The 15,514-nt window shown below is 60.8% G+C and carries 12 protein-coding genes; 11 read left to right on the top strand and 1 reads right to left on the bottom strand.

The window, feature by feature from the left end; genetic code table 11:
• The first annotated feature begins 278 nt into the window (after positions 1-278).
• The 11 genes from BBJ66_RS05630 to glpK all read left to right on the top strand — a co-directional run bounded on the left by BBJ66_RS05630 (position 279) and on the right by glpK (position 14,473).
• The gene (locus BBJ66_RS05630) at positions 279-3,806 is read left to right on the top strand and encodes an ATP-binding protein (protein WP_071085529.1); all 3,528 of its coding nucleotides are present in this window, start codon (positions 279-281) and stop codon (positions 3,804-3,806) included.
• A gap of 40 nt (positions 3,807-3,846) precedes the next feature.
• A complete protein-coding gene (locus tag BBJ66_RS05625) occupies positions 3,847-4,107 on the top strand; it encodes a DUF4242 domain-containing protein (RefSeq protein ID WP_049733244.1) in 261 nt (86 codons plus the stop codon).
• Positions 4,108-4,325: 218 nt separating this feature from the next.
• Positions 4,326-5,099, top strand: coding sequence for a DeoR/GlpR family DNA-binding transcription regulator (locus tag BBJ66_RS05620; protein WP_071085527.1), 774 nt, complete (start codon positions 4,326-4,328; stop codon positions 5,097-5,099).
• A 121-nt stretch (positions 5,100-5,220) separates the two neighbouring features.
• Positions 5,221-6,735 carry a glycerol-3-phosphate dehydrogenase gene (glpD, locus tag BBJ66_RS05615; protein WP_049733242.1) on the top strand — a complete coding sequence of 505 codons (1,515 nt, stop codon included), beginning with the start codon at positions 5,221-5,223 and terminating at the stop codon, positions 6,733-6,735.
• A gap of 42 nt (positions 6,736-6,777) precedes the next feature.
• On the top strand, positions 6,778-7,857 hold the full coding sequence (locus BBJ66_RS05610; RefSeq protein WP_071085525.1) for an ABC transporter ATP-binding protein: 1,080 nt from the start codon (positions 6,778-6,780) through the stop codon (positions 7,855-7,857).
• A 9-nt stretch (positions 7,858-7,866) separates the two neighbouring features.
• Complete coding sequence (locus BBJ66_RS05605) at positions 7,867-8,937, top strand: ABC transporter ATP-binding protein (protein WP_071085523.1); 1,071 nt, start codon at positions 7,867-7,869, stop codon at positions 8,935-8,937.
• A 2-nt stretch (positions 8,938-8,939) separates the two neighbouring features.
• On the top strand, positions 8,940-9,806 hold the full coding sequence (locus tag BBJ66_RS05600; RefSeq protein WP_049733239.1) for a carbohydrate ABC transporter permease: 867 nt from the start codon (positions 8,940-8,942) through the stop codon (positions 9,804-9,806).
• 1 nt (position 9,807) lies between these two features.
• A complete protein-coding gene (locus tag BBJ66_RS05595) occupies positions 9,808-10,719 on the top strand; it encodes a carbohydrate ABC transporter permease (protein ID WP_049733238.1) in 912 nt (303 codons plus the stop codon).
• Positions 10,719-11,015 (top strand): DUF2160 domain-containing protein, encoded by a 297-nt coding sequence (locus BBJ66_RS05590; RefSeq protein WP_049733237.1) that lies wholly within the window; start codon positions 10,719-10,721, stop codon positions 11,013-11,015. The genes BBJ66_RS05595 and BBJ66_RS05590 overlap by 1 nt, the downstream gene beginning before the upstream one ends.
• Before the next feature lie 82 nt (positions 11,016-11,097).
• Complete coding sequence (locus BBJ66_RS05585) at positions 11,098-12,822, top strand: ABC transporter substrate-binding protein (RefSeq protein ID WP_049733236.1); 1,725 nt, start codon at positions 11,098-11,100, stop codon at positions 12,820-12,822.
• Positions 12,823-12,970: 148 nt separating this feature from the next.
• Positions 12,971-14,473 (top strand): glycerol kinase GlpK, encoded by a 1,503-nt coding sequence (gene glpK / locus BBJ66_RS05580; protein WP_071085521.1) that lies wholly within the window; start codon positions 12,971-12,973, stop codon positions 14,471-14,473.
• A 37-nt stretch (positions 14,474-14,510) separates the two neighbouring features.
• Here glpK and BBJ66_RS05575 read toward each other — a convergent pair whose 3' ends face one another.
• Positions 14,511-15,512 (bottom strand): ABC transporter permease, encoded by a 1,002-nt coding sequence (locus BBJ66_RS05575; protein WP_071085519.1) that lies wholly within the window; start codon positions 15,510-15,512, stop codon positions 14,511-14,513.
• Positions 15,513-15,514: the final 2 nt, after the last annotated feature.

The following is a 15,514-nucleotide window of genomic DNA, read 5'->3' as shown; positions in this document are numbered from 1 at the left end:
GGAATTGCGTGAAAACAAAGAGATAGAGCATTTCCGTGATTCGGAGAAAAACGGAAATGCTCTGACGGAGCAGCCCGTCCCGCCCAAACTCTTCCCAACCCCGAAACTTTGCGGACGCTTCTTCGGTGACGTCCTGGGGCGCGGTCGCCTTACTGTCCTTCTTCAATGAACGCGTCAGCTTCGCCTTGTAGTTCGCCCTCCGCCTGTTCTCCGCGGCAGCGTGGCACGACGCCGACGTTCGTGGTATTTTTGAGAACAGTGGAGCGGGATCAACGTCGATGCAGACGATTGAGGATTGGCTAGGTCAACTCGGTCTCGGCAAGTACGCCGACGCCTTCGCCGAGAATGACGTCGATCTGAGAGCGCTCCCTCATCTTGCCGAATCCGATCTCCAGGAGCTCGGTGTCTCGCTTGGGCACCGGAAGATTCTTCTCGCTGCTATAAACCGGCTTGCGCATCAGAGTCCGGACGAACAGCCTCCTGGTTCGGCTGCTACCGAGGCTGGATCGGAAGCCGGGGCTGACCGGCGGCTGCTCAGCGTGCTCTTCTGCGACCTGGTCGGGTCGACAGCGCTGTCCGCGCAGCTCGACCCGGAAGACATGCACGAGTTGACACGCCATTACCAGGACAGCGTCGCCGGCGCCGTCACGCGCTTCGGGGGCTACGTCGCCAAATATCTCGGAGACGGCGTGCTAGCCTATTTCGGATGGCCGATGGCTTACGAGGACCATGCCGAGCGTTCAATCCGGGCCGGCCTCGAGGCGATGGCCGCCGTCGACGCCTTGCAGTCGCCCAACGCGCAGCGATTGAAGGCTCGCATCGGCATCGCATCCGGGCGCGTGGTCGTTGGCAACACCGACGGCAGCACGAAGGAGCGTGCATCAATCGCGGGAGACACTCCCAACCTAGCAGCACGCCTGCAGGCCGCGGCCGCCCCGGGTCAGATCGTGGTCTCCGACAGTACCCGCCGCCTCGCCGGCCAGTCGTTCGAAATCGAGAGCCTCGGCGCGCAGGAGCTCAAAGGCTTCAGCTCGCCCATTGCGCTGTTCGAAGTCCGCGGTCAGCGAGAGGTGGATAGTCGTTTCGAAGCCGCGCATGCCAGCGGGCTTTCGAAATTTGTCGGCCGCGTTAGTGAGATCGGCCTGCTACTCGAACGGTGGGAGTTGGCAAAGGCCGGGCAAGGCCAGGCGGTCTTCCTGTCGGGGGAGGCTGGCATCGGCAAATCCCGCCTTGTCGAGGCTTTCGAAGAACATTTGCAGGAGACACGGCATGAACTCATCCGATTGCAGTGTTCACCCTATCACGCTACCTCGGCTTTTTACCCGATCATCGAGCGACTGAGCCGGGTCGCGTCGTTTGCGCCGGCAGATGATCGGAACACGCGCGTCGAAAAGTTTCGCACGCTTGTTCGCCGCTACGGCGAAAATCCTTCCGAAGTTGGCGGGATCTATGCCGAGCTGCTTTCGCTCGACGTCGGCGACGAGTTCAGGCCGCCGGGTCTCTCCGCCCACCAGCGCAAGGAACTTCTCGTCCGCACCTTGGTGAACCGTTTGCTGCTTGCGGCCAGGATCGCACCGGTGCTCATGGTTTTCGAAGACGCGCACTGGATGGATCCGTCCACCAGTGAAGTGCTGAGAGAACTCGTCAGCCGGCTTCACGGCGCCGCCGCCCTTGTCGTCGTGACTCACCGGCCGGAATGGAGCGCGAACTGGGCAAGCGGACTGGCGCAGGCGACGACGCTCTCCGTTGGGCGCCTGACCAGGCAGCAGATGCGTGAGCTGATCGAATCCATGGTGTCCGACATTCCCGAAGAGCTCGCCGAAAGGATTGCGGAGCGAACGGACGGAGTGCCGCTGTTCGTCGAGGAGTTGACCCGGTCCGTCGTGGAAAGCGGAAAGCCGGCGTCGCTCAACGCAGAAATCCCGGACAGTCTACAGGGCTCCCTGATGACACGTCTCGATCGTTTGGCGACGACGGCAAAGGAGATCGCGCAGATTGCTGCTGTAATAGGCAGGGAATTCGATCGCGGCCTTCTTTCGAAGATCGCAGGCTTCGACGACCGCGCGCTCGAGACAGCACTGAACCAGCTCGAGTCCAGCCAGATCGTCGTCGAAGGCGGCGTCTTGCATGATGCTCTCGTTTTTCGACATGCGCTCATTCAGGATGCGGCCTACCAATCGCTCCTCAACCGGCGCCGGCGGCATTTCCACGAGAGGATCGCCGGGGTTCTCGTCGAACAGTATGACGATGTCGCTGCCACGCAGCCCGAACTCATCGCCCAGCACTACGAGAAAGCGCAACGGATTGAACTCGCGCTTCCCTACTGGATGAAGGCTGGAGAACGCGCCCTTGCACGATCAGCCAACTATGAGGCGGTCGACAATTTCCAGAACGCTTTGGCAATCGCAGAGCGGTTGCCTGAAGGAACTGAGCGCCAAAGCGACCTGCTCACCGCGATCCTAAAACTCGGCGACGCCTTGTTCGCTGCGGGCCGCATGACGGATTCGCTGGCGAAATACAGGCTGGCCGCCCCATTGGCACGCAAAGCCGCGGACACGCAAGCCTTTGTTCGCGCAGTGATTGGTCTCGACGGCTCCAAATTCCTCTCCTCGAATTCGCTTGCCGAAACGGTGCCGCTTCTCGAGGAAGCCCTCGAGATGGTTGAACCGGCGGATAAGAGTTCACGGTGCCAGCTTCTCAGCCGGCTTGCGCGGGCATACACCTACCTGAACGACAGGAAGAAGGCTGCAAAATGCCATGATGCAGGAATAGAACTGGCCCGACAGGTTGGCGATAAGACTGCGCTTGTGGAGCTTTCCACTTTGCCATTCCTGACGCCGGCACCGGTCAAGTCCGTCATGGAGAGAAACGACCGCATCGCTCGCATAGATGAAATAAGATGCCTCGCCGACGAGATCGACGACGACGATGTGCGGAGCCGAGCGCTTTCAGTTGACGCCTATGTCTCCACGGAGCTCGGCGATCGCGCACGAGCCGATCGGGCGGTTGACGCGCTGGACGAACTTGGTACCGAGCGGCAGCATCTCAACGTCCAGTTCTACGCTCGCACCGCAAGAGCGATGATGGCCATCCTCGATGGAAGGTTCACCGCCGCGGAGGAGCTTGCTGAAGAAGCGCTGAAGCTGGGCATGCTGACCCTTGGCGCTGCGCCCGAGGGCGTTTACGGCATGCAGATGTTCGCGATCCGACGGGAGCAGAGCCGCCTCTCCGAGGTCGCACCGGTCATGAAACTGTTGATTGATGAAAGCCCGGAGGGAGCCACCTGGCTACCGGGTTTTGCCTTGGTTGCCTTTGACCTCGGTTATCGGGATGCGGCCCAGCGGAGGTTGAGCGAGCTTGCCCGCACCCGCTTCGCCCTTCCGCTTGACGGAAAGCGAAGTGCGTCCCTCTCATTCCTGACGGAAGTCGCCGCCGGTCTCGGCGACGCGGACGCTGCCCAAGCCCTCTATAAGCTTATGCTGGACTACAAGGACATGACCGTCACGATCGGCATGGCGACCGTTTGCTTCGGCGCGGCAAGCCGCTATCTGGGAGTGTTGGCAGCGGTATTGGGTGAATTCGATAGAGCGTCGAAGCACTTTGAGCACGCGCTCGAGATGAACGCGGCGATCAGTGCGCGGCCGTGGCTCGCGCATACGCAGGCAGACTATGCGGACTTGCTAATGAAAATAGGTAGCCGGGCCGCGATAAAGAGAGCAATGTTGCTATCCGAGAATGCCCGAACAACCGCGGCCGAACTGGGAATGGTCCGGCTGCAACAGCGACTGAAGCCAACGATTCATTAGGACCGGCAGTTCGCTGCTTTTGGTGGGAAAAGGTCTCGTCATGCCACGCTACATCATTGAAAGAAACTTTGCAGAACAGCTCAATCTATCGAAAGAGGGGGTAGAGCAAGTCAACCTGATCAACGACCAGGAAGGAGTGAAGTGGATTTTTTCCTTTCTCAGCGCGGACAGAAAAAAGACCTACTGCCTTTACGAGGCGCCTAGTCCGGAAGCCATTCTCGCCGCCGCCCGGAGGAACAATGTCCCTGCGGATGTCATCATAGAGGTTAGCGAAGAGCTCGGTCCCAATATGTTTGCATAGCGCTCCTCGGCCAAACACAGGCGCAAGGCGCTGCCGCGAAGACTGCCAAAACGAACTGTTCGCCGGTCGACATCCGCCTCGGGTCCTGTCGGAGGCTAGCAGGTCCAGAATTTCGGTTGGTCAGTCTAAAGTTGGTTGGAGGGCGAGGTCAGGTGACAGATAGGCATTGCGCAGGCGTTCGCTTTCTTTAAAACGAAAGCAGATCGAAAGGCGCGCCGATGTTCTTGACCGACCGACAAACTGAAATCGTGGCGATTGCGAAATCGAGCGGCAGGGTTCTGGTCGAAGAACTCGCTTCCCGCTTTTCGGTGACGCCGCAGACGATCCGCAAGGACTTGAACGATCTCTGCGATGCGCAGGTGCTGACGCGCATTCATGGCGGCGCGACATTCCCGAGCGGCACCGAGAACGTCAAATACGAGGCGCGCCGCCAGATCGCCGCTTCCGAGAAACAGGCGATCGGCATGGCTGCGGTCGAGCTGATCCCGAGCGGGGCTTCGCTCTTCATCAATATCGGAACGACGACCGAGGCGGTGGGCGAGGCGCTCGCCAACCATCACGAGTTGATGGTAATCACCAATAATATCAACGTTGCCAACAGGTTGCGCCTGCTTCCGGCGATCGAGGTGGTCATCGCCGGTGGGGTCGTGCGTGGCTCGGACGGCGGGATCGTCGGCGAAGCGGCCGTCGATTTCATCCGTCAGTTCAAGGTCGATTACGCCGTGATCGGCGCGTCGGCGATCGACATGGACGGCGCGCTTCTCGACTATGATTTTCGCGAGGTCAAGGTCGCCCAGGCGATCATCGCCAATGCCCGGCATGTCATTCTCGTTGCCGATTCCACCAAGTTCGAACGCACCGCGCCGGTCAGGATCGGCCAGCTTTCCCAGGTTCATACCTTCATCACCGACCACTGTCCGGTACCGTCGATCCGCAATCTCTGCCTCGAAAACAATGTGAAGCTTATCGAAACGAACGGAAAATCGCGCTAGGTCCGTCAGTCCTAACAAACATTCGTTTGACATTCGTATCTCTTTCGTTTTAACTGCCTTCACTTTCGCAATCGCGCAAGTTTTGTGCGATGCGAAATCGGCAGTGGGCTCGGAGGGGATATTGGGCCGGGAGATCTACGACATATTCGTCATCGGTGGCGGCATCAACGGCTGCGGCATTGCGCGTGATGCAGTCGGGCGCGGTTATTCCGTGGCGCTGGCGGAGATGAACGACTTTGCCTCGGGCACCTCGTCGGGCGCCACCAAGCTCATTCATGGCGGCCTGCGTTATCTCGAGCATTACGAGTTCCGCCTGGTGCGTGAATCGCTGATGGAGCGCGAGATCCTCTGGGCGATGGCGCCGCACATCATCTGGCCGCTGCGCTTCGTGCTGCCTTATCATAAGGGCGGCATCCGGCCGGCCTGGCTGATCCGGCTCGGCCTCTTCCTTTACGACCATCTCGGCGGCCGCAAGCTGCTGCCGGCGACCTCGGTGCTCGACATGCGCCGCGATCCGGCCGGCAAGCCGCTGAAGGCACTATTCTCAAAGGCTTTCGAATATTCCGACGGCTGGGTCGACGATGCTCGCATGGTGGTGCTGAACGCCCGCGACGCCGCCGACAAGGGGGCGACCATCATGCCGCGCACCAAAGTGGTGTCGGCAAGGCGCGAGAATGGTCTGTGGCACATCGAGACCACCGATACGGTCACCGGCCGCAATGACAGCCATCAGGCCCGCATGCTGGTCAATGCCGCCGGTCCCTGGGTCGACCATGTCATCCGCTCCGCCTTCGGCCAGAACGAGGCGCACCATGTCCGCCTCGTCCAGGGCAGCCATATCATTGTGAAGAAGAAGTTCGACGACCCTCGTGCCTATTTCTTCCAGAATCCCGACAATCGTATCATCTTCGCAATTCCCTATGAGGGCGACTTCACCCTGATCGGCACCACCGACCGCGATTACACCGCCGATCCGAAGGATGTCCGGATCTCCGAGGAGGAGACCGTCTATCTCTGCAATGCGGCTTCGGAATATTTCAAGGAGCCGGTCAGGCCCGAGGATATCGTCTGGACCTATTCGGCGGTCCGGCCGCTTTATGACGACGGCGCCTCGAAGGCGCAGGAGGCGACGCGCGACTACGTGCTGAAGCTGGAGGGCGAAGGCAATGCCGCGCCGCTGCTCAACGTTTTCGGCGGCAAGCTCACCACCTATCGCCGGCTTTCCGAACATGCGCTGGAGAAGATCGGCGCCGCAATCGGCGTCAAGGGCGCCCCGTGGACGGCCAAAAGCCATCTGCCCGGCGGCGACTTCGCGGTCCAGGGTTACGAGGGGCAGGTCGCCGATCTGAAGCGGCTCTATCCGTTCCTCGCCGATCGGCATGCCCGCCGGCTGGTGCGCCGCTACGGCACCAGGACCAAGACGCTGCTCGGCCAGGCCCGCGGTGTCGAAGACCTCGGACGGCTGTTCGGCGGCGATCTCTACGAGGCCGAGGTCGCCTATCTCGTCGAACATGAATGGGCCCGGCACGCTGAAGACGTGCTGTGGAGGAGAACAAAGGATGGTCTGCGCCTTTCGAAGGAGCAGGCTCAGTCACTGGAGGAGTACATGGCTGCCATGCCGGCGATGGCCGGATAAGGTGGCATGTGGTCCCCGCTGCGTGGAGGCACGGGAACGGGAATGCTGGAACTGCGGAACGCCGCCAAGATGGTGGGCGCGGACTATCACATCTATCCGACCGATCTGGTCCTCGAGCGGGGCTCGCTGAACGTCCTGCTCGGGCCGACGCTGTCGGGCAAGACGTCGCTGATGCGGCTGATGGCCGGGCTCGACCGTCCCACAGGCGGGTCCGTGCATTTCGACGGCGCCGATGTCACCGGCATGCCGGTGCAGAAGCGCAATGTCGCCATGGTCTACCAGCAATTCATCAACTATCCGGCGCTGACCGTCTATGAGAACATCGCCTCGCCGATGCGCATCTCGGGCAAGGATGCCGCCACGATCGACCGCGAGGTGCGCAAGGCGGCCGAGCTTTTGAGGCTCACGCCCTATCTCGACCGCACGCCGCTTAATCTCTCCGGCGGCCAGCAGCAGCGCACCGCACTGGCGCGCGCCCTCGTCAAGAATGCCAGCCTGGTGCTGATGGACGAGCCGCTCGCCAATCTCGACTACAAGCTGCGCGAGGAACTGCGGCAGGAATTGCCGCGCATCTTCGCCCAGTCCGGCGCGATCTTCGTCTATGCCACGACCGAGCCCTCCGAAGCCTTGTTGCTTGGTGGCAATACGGCGGCGCTCAACGAGGGCAGGGTCACGCAGTTCGGCCCGACGATCGAGGTCTATCGCCGTCCGTCCGATCTGACGACGGCGAAAACCTTTGCCGATCCGCCGCTGAATTTTATCGATCTGGTCAAATCGGAAGGCAATTTCCTGCACGATGGCGCGGTGATTTTTGCCGTGCCGCCGCATCTTCAGAACGTGCCGGACGGGCCGGCAACGATCGCGTTTCACCCGCATCATCTTGCGCCGAGCGCCCAGACGGCCGATTCGGCGCGGCTGACGGCACGGACACAGATTTCGGAGATCACCGGGTCGGAAAGTTTCGTGCATCTGCAATATGCCGATACCCGCTGGGTGATGCTTGCGCACGGCATCCACAATATCGACCCGGACACGGATCTCTCCGTTTTCATCGATACGCGCCACCTGATGGCGTTCGGCGCGGACGGCCGGGCGATCACCACTGCCGGGCAGAGGGGTTAGGAGAAGATCATGGCACGTATCACCCTCGATCATATTCGCCATGCCTATGGGCCGAACCCGAAGAGCGAGAAGGACTACGCTCTCAAGGAAGTGCATCACGAGTGGAACGATGGCGGCGCCTATGCGCTGCTCGGACCTTCGGGCTGTGGAAAGACCTCGCTGCTCAATATCATTTCCGGCCTCATTCAGCCGTCCGAAGGGCGAATCCTCTTCGACGGACTGGATGTGACGAACCTGCCGACGCAGCAGCGAAATATTGCGCAGGTATTCCAGTTTCCGGTCATCTACGACACGATGACGGTCTACGACAACCTCGCCTTTCCCCTGCGCAACCGCGGCGTGGCCGAGGCGGATGTCGACCGGCGCGTCCGCGAAATCCTTGAGATGATCGATCTCGCCGGCTGGGCCAAGCGACGCGCCCGCGGTTTGACGGCGGACCAAAAGCAGAAGATTTCGCTCGGCCGCGGCCTCGTGCGCTCGGATGTGAACGCGATTCTCTTTGACGAGCCGCTCACTGTTATCGATCCGCATATGAAATGGGTGCTGCGATCGCAGCTGAAGCGGCTGCATAAGCAGTTCGGTTTTACCATGGTCTATGTCACGCATGACCAGACCGAGGCGCTGACCTTCGCCGACAAAGTCGTGGTGATGTACGATGGCGAGATCGTGCAGATCGGCACGCCTGCCGAGCTCTTCGAGCGTCCGAGCCATACCTTCGTCGGTTACTTCATCGGTTCGCCCGGTATGAACTTCATGCCAGCCAAGGTGGAAGGCCGCACGGTTCGGGTCGGCGAGCACGCGCTGACGCTCGACTATGCGCCAAAGACTTCGACAGCGGCCAAGGTAGAGCTTGGAATCCGGCCCGAGTTTATCCGGGTCGGCCGCGACGGTATGCCTGTGACGGTCAGCAAGGTGGAAGATATCGGCCGGCAGAAGATCGTCCGCGCGCAGTTTGCCGGCCAGCCGATCGCGATCGTCGTTCCTGAGGACGAAGAAATTCCGGCTGATCCCCGGGTGACCTTCGAGCCGTCGGGTATCAGTATCTATGCCGACTCTTGGCGCGCCGGACCGGAGGCTTGATCATGGAAAAAACCTGGAACAACAAAGCCTGGTTTCTGGTTCTGCCGGTTCTTGTGCTGGTGGCTTTCTCGGCCGTCATTCCCTTGATGACGGTGGTGAACTATTCCGTTCAGGACACTTTCGGAAACAATCAGTTCTTCTGGAACGGAACGGACTGGTTTACCGAAATCCTGCATTCCGACCGATTCTGGGCGGCCCTGCAGCGAAACCTGATTTTTTCGCTGATCATTCTCGCTCTTGAGATTCCGCTCGGTATCTTCATTGCGCTCAACATGCCGAAATCAGGCATCGGCGTGCCGGTATGCCTGGTTCTGATGGCGCTGCCGCTGTTGGTCCCGTGGAACGTGGTCGGCACGATCTGGCAGGTGTTCGGCCGCAACGACATTGGCTTGTTCGGCTATTACGTCAACGCCATCGGCATCGATTACAATTATGTGCAGGACCCGCTCGACGCCTGGGTGACGATCATCATCATGGATGTCTGGCACTGGACGAGCCTGGTCGTCCTGCTCTGCTATGCCGGCCTCGTTTCCATTCCGGATGCTTTCTATCAGGCAGCCAAAATTGACGGTGCGTCTCGTTGGGCCGTGTTCCGCTATATCCAGCTGCCGAAGATGAAGCGCGTTCTGCTGATCGCCGTGCTGCTGCGTTTCATGGATAGTTTCATGATCTACACCGAGCCGTTTGTCGTCACCGGCGGCGGTCCGGGCAACTCGACCACTTTCCTGTCGATCGATCTGGTCAAGACCGCGCTCGGACAGTTTGACCTCGGTCCCGCCGCTGCCATGTCGCTGATCTATTTCCTCATCATCCTGCTGCTTTCGTGGGTGTTCTACACCGTCATGACAAGCCACGACGCGGAGAATTGAAATGAGCGCCTCCAACGAAACGACAGCGAGCCGAAAGATCTCAGGCGTTACCAATGTCGCAAGCGGTCTCTCCTCCGATGAAGTCAGCCGTCTGATGCGCCGGCGCGGCGAGGAATCGCGCTGGTGGTGGCTGGTTCCGACGATCTATATCATCGTGCTCCTGCTGCCGATCTATTGGCTCGTCAACATGAGCTTCAAGACCAATGCGGAAATCGTCAATTCTCTGACGCTTTATCCGCATAACCCGACGATCGCCAATTACGTGACGATCTTCACGGAGAAGGCGTGGTATTCCGGCTATATCAATTCAATTACTTATGTCGTCATGAACATGGTGATCTCGGTGGCGGTCGCGTTGCCGGCGGCCTATGCCTTCTCCCGCTACCGGTTCCTCGGCGACAAACATCTGTTCTTCTGGCTGCTGACGAACAGGATGGCGCCGCCGGCAGTCTTTGCCCTGCCGTTCTTCCAGCTCTACTCAGCCTTTGGACTGATCGATACGCACATCGCCGTGGCATTGGCGCATTGCCTCTTCAACGTGCCGCTGGCGGTCTGGATCCTTGAAGGCTTCATGTCGGGCGTGCCGAAGGAAATCGACGAAACGGCCTATATCGACGGCTACTCGTTCCCGCGGTTTTTCCTGAAGATCTTCACGCCGCTGATTGCGAGCGGCATCGGTGTCGCCTGCTTCTTCTGCTTCATGTTCTCTTGGGTCGAGTTGCTGATCGCACGAACGCTGACGACGACCGACGCGAAGCCGATCGCGGCCACCATGACCCGCACCGTCTCCGCATCCGGTATGGATTGGGGCTTGCTCGCCGCCGCAGGTGTTCTGACCTTGATCCCAGGGGCGCTGGTTATCTGGTTTGTGCGCAATTACATCGCCAAGGGCTTCGCCCTGGGGAGGGTTTGATGAGCTTTTCGCTTCCCGATTTTTCATGGATGGCATGGACCTGGCCGACCGCCGCTTTCTTCGTCGTTATCGTATTGCTGCTGATCGGCATGGGGGTCTGGGAGTATGCCGCGCCGGGCGGCAACCCGCGGATCGGAATCCTGCGCTTCGAGACGACGCGCGGTGACCGGCTTTTCCTTTCGCTGCTCGGCAGCGCCTTTATCCACCTTGCCTGGCTTGGTCTCGCGGGATCAAGCCTCTGGTGGGCTCTCGCTCTCTCCGTTGTCTACGCCGTCGGCGTATTCCGTTACGTGTGAGGCAAACTGATGCAGACGGCCGGGGGATTTTACTGGCCGCCTGAGACGTGAAGACTGCAATCGCAAACCCTGGGAGGATATTATGCGAAGGCATTTATTGACGACGACAGCAGCGGTACTGCTGGCCATGACCGGGTCGGCCTATGCCGGCATGGACGAGGCAAAAACTTTCCTGGACAAGGAGGTCGGCGACGTGTCGACGCTCTCTCGCGCCGACCAGGAAAAGGAAATGCAGTGGTTCGTCGATGCTGCGAAGCCCTTCGCCGGCATGGAGATCAAGGTGGTTTCGGAAACCTTGACCACTCACCAGTATGAGTCCCAGGTTCTGGCCCCGGCCTTTACCGCGATCACCGGCATCAAGGTCACGCACGACGTCATTCAAGAGGGTGACGTTGTCGAGAAGATCCAGACTCAGATGCAGACCGGTCAGAACCTTTATGACGGCTGGGTCAACGACTCCGACTTGATCGGTACCCATTGGCGCTATCAGCAGGTGCGCAACCTGACCGACTGGATGGCCGGCGAAGGCAAGGACGTTACCAACCCCGGCCTCGATATCGACGACTTCATCGGCACTAAGTTCACGACGGCACCGGACAAGAAGCTCTACCAGCTTCCCGACCAGCAGTTCGCCAACCTCTATTGGTTCCGCTACGACTGGTTCAACGACGAGAAGAACAAGGCCGACTTCAAGGCGAAGTACGGCTACGACCTCGGCGTTCCGGTCAACTGGTCGGCCTATGAGGACATTGCCGAATTCTTTACCGGCCGTGACGAGAACGGCAAGAAGGTCTTCGGCCACATGGACTACGGCAAGAAGGACCCGTCGCTCGGCTGGCGCTTCACCGACGCCTGGCTGTCCATGGCCGGCAACGGCGACAAGGGCCTGCCGAACGGTCTTCCGGTCGACGAATGGGGTATCAAGGTCGACGAAAAGTCGCGTCCCGTCGGCTCATGCGTCGCGCGCGGCGGTGATACCAACGGCCCGGCTTCCGTCTACTCGATCCAGAAGTATCTCGATTGGTTGAAGGCCTACGCACCGCCGGAAGCTCAGGGCATGACCTTCTCGGAATCTGGTCCGGTTCCGGCACAGGGTAACGTCGCGCAGCAGATCTTCTGGTACACGGCCTTTACCGCAGACATGGTCAAGCCTGGCCTGCCTGTCATGAACGAAGACGGTACCCCGAAATGGCGCATGGCACCGAGCCCGCATGGCGTTTACTGGAAAGATGGCATGAAGCTCGGCTATCAGGACGTCGGCTCCTGGACGCTGATGAAATCGACCCCGACGGACCGTGCGAAGGCCGCCTGGCTCTATGCACAGTTCGTGACCTCGAAGACGATTGACGTGAAGAAGAGCCAGCTCGGCCTCACCTTCATTCGCGAATCCACCATTCGCGATAAGAGCTTTACGGAGCGTGCTCCGAAGCTCGGCGGTCTGATCGAGTTCTATCGTTCGCCTGCGCGTGTTCAGTGGTCGCCAACCGGCACCAACGTTCCCGACTATCCGAAGCTGGCTCAGCTTTGGTGGCAGGCAATCGGCGATGCGTCTTCCGGTGCGAAGACACCGCAGGAAGCCATGGATTCTCTTTGCGGCGAGCAGGAGAAGGTCATGGGCCGTATCGAGAAATCGGGCGTCCAGGGCGATATCGGCCCGAAACTGGCCGAAGAGCATGATCTCGCTTATTGGAATGCGGATGCGGTGAAGAAGGGCAACCTTGCGCCGCAGCTGAAGATCGAGAACGAGAAGGAAAAGCCGGTCACCGTCAACTACGACGAACTCGTCAAGAGCTGGCAGTCGAAGTAAGGCGGACCTCGGCCGGAGGCGACGAGGCTTCCGGCCATCACTTCCTGCCACCGGCAAAGCCGGTGGCACCCACAATCTTTCTCTCATGAAGTCTCCGCATCCGCCCTCCTTGCCGGGCGGAGCGGTTTCGTGCGAGCCGGAGACGGATATGAGCGGCTACATACTTTCAATCGACCAGGGCACGACATCGTCGCGCGCGATCGTCTTCGATAGCGGCATGAAAATGGCCGGCTCAGCGCAGGCGGAGATCACCCAATATTATCCGCAGCCCGGATGGGTGGAGCACGACGCGGCCGAAATCTGGCAGTCCGTCGTCGATACGGTGCGCAAGGCGATCGCCGACGCCGGTCTCGATGCCGCCGCCATTACCGCGATCGGCATTACCAACCAGCGCGAGACGGCGGTCGTCTGGGACCGCAGATCCGGCAAACCGCTTCACCGCGCGATCGTCTGGCAGGACAGGCGCACCGCCGAAATGTGCGAGAGCCTGAAGGCCGACGGATACGAGAAGCTGTTTTCCGCCAAGACCGGCCTGCTGCTCGACCCCTATTTCTCAGGAACCAAGCTGCGCTGGCTGCTCGACAATGTCGACGGCCTGCGTGCGAAGGCTGAGGCGGGTGATGTCTGCTTCGGCACGATCGACAGCTGGCTGATCTACAACCTGACGGGCGGCGGTGTGCACGCCACCGATGCGACCAACGCGTCGCGAACACTGCTTTATAATATCGACGACGGCGTTTGGGATGAGGAACTGCTCGGCATTCTCGGCATTCCGGCCGCGATGCTTCCCGAGGTCAGGGAATGCGCCGATGATTTCGGCCGCGTCGACCAGGCGCTGTTCGGTGCGGAGCTTCCGATCCTCGGTGTTGCCGGCGACCAGCAGGCAGCAGCGATGGGCAATGCCTGCTTCGAGCCCGGCATGATGAAATCCACTTACGGTACCGGCTGCTTTGCCCTGCTGAACACCGGCAGGGATCGCGTTTCCTCCTCCAACCGGATGCTGACGACGATCGCCTACCGGCTCGACGGCGAGACGACCTATGCGCTCGAAGGCTCGATCTTCATCGCCGGCGCCGCCGTGCAATGGCTGCGAGACGGCCTCGGCATTATCGATCAGGCATCGGAGGCAGGGGTGCTTGCGGCCAAGGCCGATCCCGGGCAGCAGGTCTATATCGTCCCCGCCTTCACCGGCCTCGGTGCGCCCTATTGGGATCCGGCCGCGCGCGGCGCGATCTTCGGCCTGACGCGAAACAGCGGACCGGCGGAATTTGCCCGGGCCGTGCTTGAATCCGTCGCCTATCAGACGCTCGATCTGCTGGTCGCGATGAAGAAGGACTGGGGCGTCAACCAGCTGGAAACCGTGCTGCGCGTCGATGGCGGCATGGCGGCTTCGGACTGGACGATGCAGTGCCTGGCCGATATGACGGGGAACCCGGTCGACCGCTCGGCGATCCGCGAGACGACGGCGCTTGGCGCCGCCTGGCTTGCCGGCTCGAAAGCCGGCATCTGGCCCGGCAGACGGGATTTTGCGCAGGCCTGGGCCTGCGACCGCCGTTTCAACCCCTCGATGGAGGAGAGCGAACGGCAGACCAAGATCATCGGCTGGAAGAATGCCGTCTCGCGGATGATTTCGGACGCCTCGGCGGGGTAGAACAGTTTCCGAGAATACGACCGCGACGGCGCTTCTCTCAGGCGCGCCCTGTAGTCTTTCGGTTGATGAAGCTCACGGCGAGTACGGCAAAGATCAGCGTTCCCGTGCCGACCTGCTGCCAATAGAAGTTCAGATCGGTCAGCAGCAGCCCGTTGGCGACGATGCCGAGCAGCAGCGCGCCGAGAACGGTGCCGCCGACATTCGGCCGCCCGAGCGGGCTGAGCGTCGTGCCGATGAAGGTCGCGCCGATCGCGTTCAGCAGGAAGGCATTGCCCGAGGACGGGATGTAGGTGGTGACGGTTGCGGTCAGGATCAGGCCGGCGATTGCCGCGATCAACCCAACCAGGATGAACGTCACCGCGACATGGGCAGGGGCTGCGATGCCGGAATAGCGCACGACGCCCGGCTGAATGCCGATCGACAGGATGACGCGGCCGAAACGCGTGCGGGCAAATACGACGGCAGCGACCGCGATGACGACGATGGCGACGGCAAGCGGGACCGGAAAGCCGGCGATCGTGCCGTGGCCGAGGAAACGGAAAGCCTCGGGCACGCCGTTCGGCGGCAGATAGACCGGATTGCCGCCATTGGTCAGCAACTGCTGGACGCTGCGGCCGATGAACAGCGTGCCGAGCGTGGCGAGGAATGGCGACACGCCGATCCCGGAGATCAGAAACGCGTTGAAGGCGCCGACGAACGCGCCGGCCGCCAGTCCCGCCAGTGCTGCGATCGCCACCGGCTGCCCGGTAAGCACGAGCGAGACGAAAGCGAAGCTGGCAAAATCCATCGCCGTTCCCACCGAAAGATCGATGCCCCCCGACGCGACGGCAAAGGTCATGGCGATGGAGACGATGGCAAGCAGCGTGAAGTTATTGACCAGGATGCTCTGCAGGTTCGCAAGCGTCAGGAAGGTCGGCGTTATAAAGGAGAAGGCGGCAAATACCACGATCAGCGCGAGGATCAGCCCATAGCGCAGCAGGCCGCCGGCGATCACGCGGGCCAAGCCTGTGGTGGCGGGTGTGGGGGTCTGGAGCGACATGG

The organism is Rhizobium sp. RSm-3 (genome assembly GCF_001854685.1).
Taxonomy (GTDB): domain Bacteria; phylum Pseudomonadota; class Alphaproteobacteria; order Rhizobiales; family Rhizobiaceae; genus Rhizobium; species Rhizobium ecuadorense.
The sequence above is the reverse complement of the archived record's forward strand: the minus strand, read 5'-3'. Positions and strand labels throughout refer to the sequence as shown.

Excerpts from the sequence above, each read along its gene's own strand:
- BBJ66_RS05630 (WP_071085529.1), top strand. The coding sequence starts at position 279 with ATGCAGACGATTGAGGATTGGCTAGGTCAACTCGGTCTCGGCAAGTAC.
- BBJ66_RS05625 (WP_049733244.1), top strand. The coding sequence starts at position 3,847 with ATGCCACGCTACATCATTGAAAGAAACTTTGCAGAACAGCTCAATCTA.
- BBJ66_RS05620 (WP_071085527.1), top strand. The coding sequence starts at position 4,326 with ATGTTCTTGACCGACCGACAAACTGAAATCGTGGCGATTGCGAAATCG.
- BBJ66_RS05610 (WP_071085525.1), top strand. The coding sequence starts at position 6,778 with ATGCTGGAACTGCGGAACGCCGCCAAGATGGTGGGCGCGGACTATCAC.
- BBJ66_RS05605 (WP_071085523.1), top strand. The coding sequence starts at position 7,867 with ATGGCACGTATCACCCTCGATCATATTCGCCATGCCTATGGGCCGAAC.
- BBJ66_RS05600 (WP_049733239.1), top strand. The coding sequence starts at position 8,940 with ATGGAAAAAACCTGGAACAACAAAGCCTGGTTTCTGGTTCTGCCGGTT.
- BBJ66_RS05595 (WP_049733238.1), top strand. The coding sequence starts at position 9,808 with ATGAGCGCCTCCAACGAAACGACAGCGAGCCGAAAGATCTCAGGCGTT.
- BBJ66_RS05590 (WP_049733237.1), top strand. The coding sequence starts at position 10,719 with ATGAGCTTTTCGCTTCCCGATTTTTCATGGATGGCATGGACCTGGCCG.
- BBJ66_RS05585 (WP_049733236.1), top strand. The coding sequence starts at position 11,098 with ATGCGAAGGCATTTATTGACGACGACAGCAGCGGTACTGCTGGCCATG.
- glpK (WP_071085521.1), top strand. The coding sequence starts at position 12,971 with ATGAGCGGCTACATACTTTCAATCGACCAGGGCACGACATCGTCGCGC.
- BBJ66_RS05575 (WP_071085519.1), bottom strand. The coding sequence starts at position 15,512 with ATGTCGCTCCAGACCCCCACACCCGCCACCACAGGCTTGGCCCGCGTG.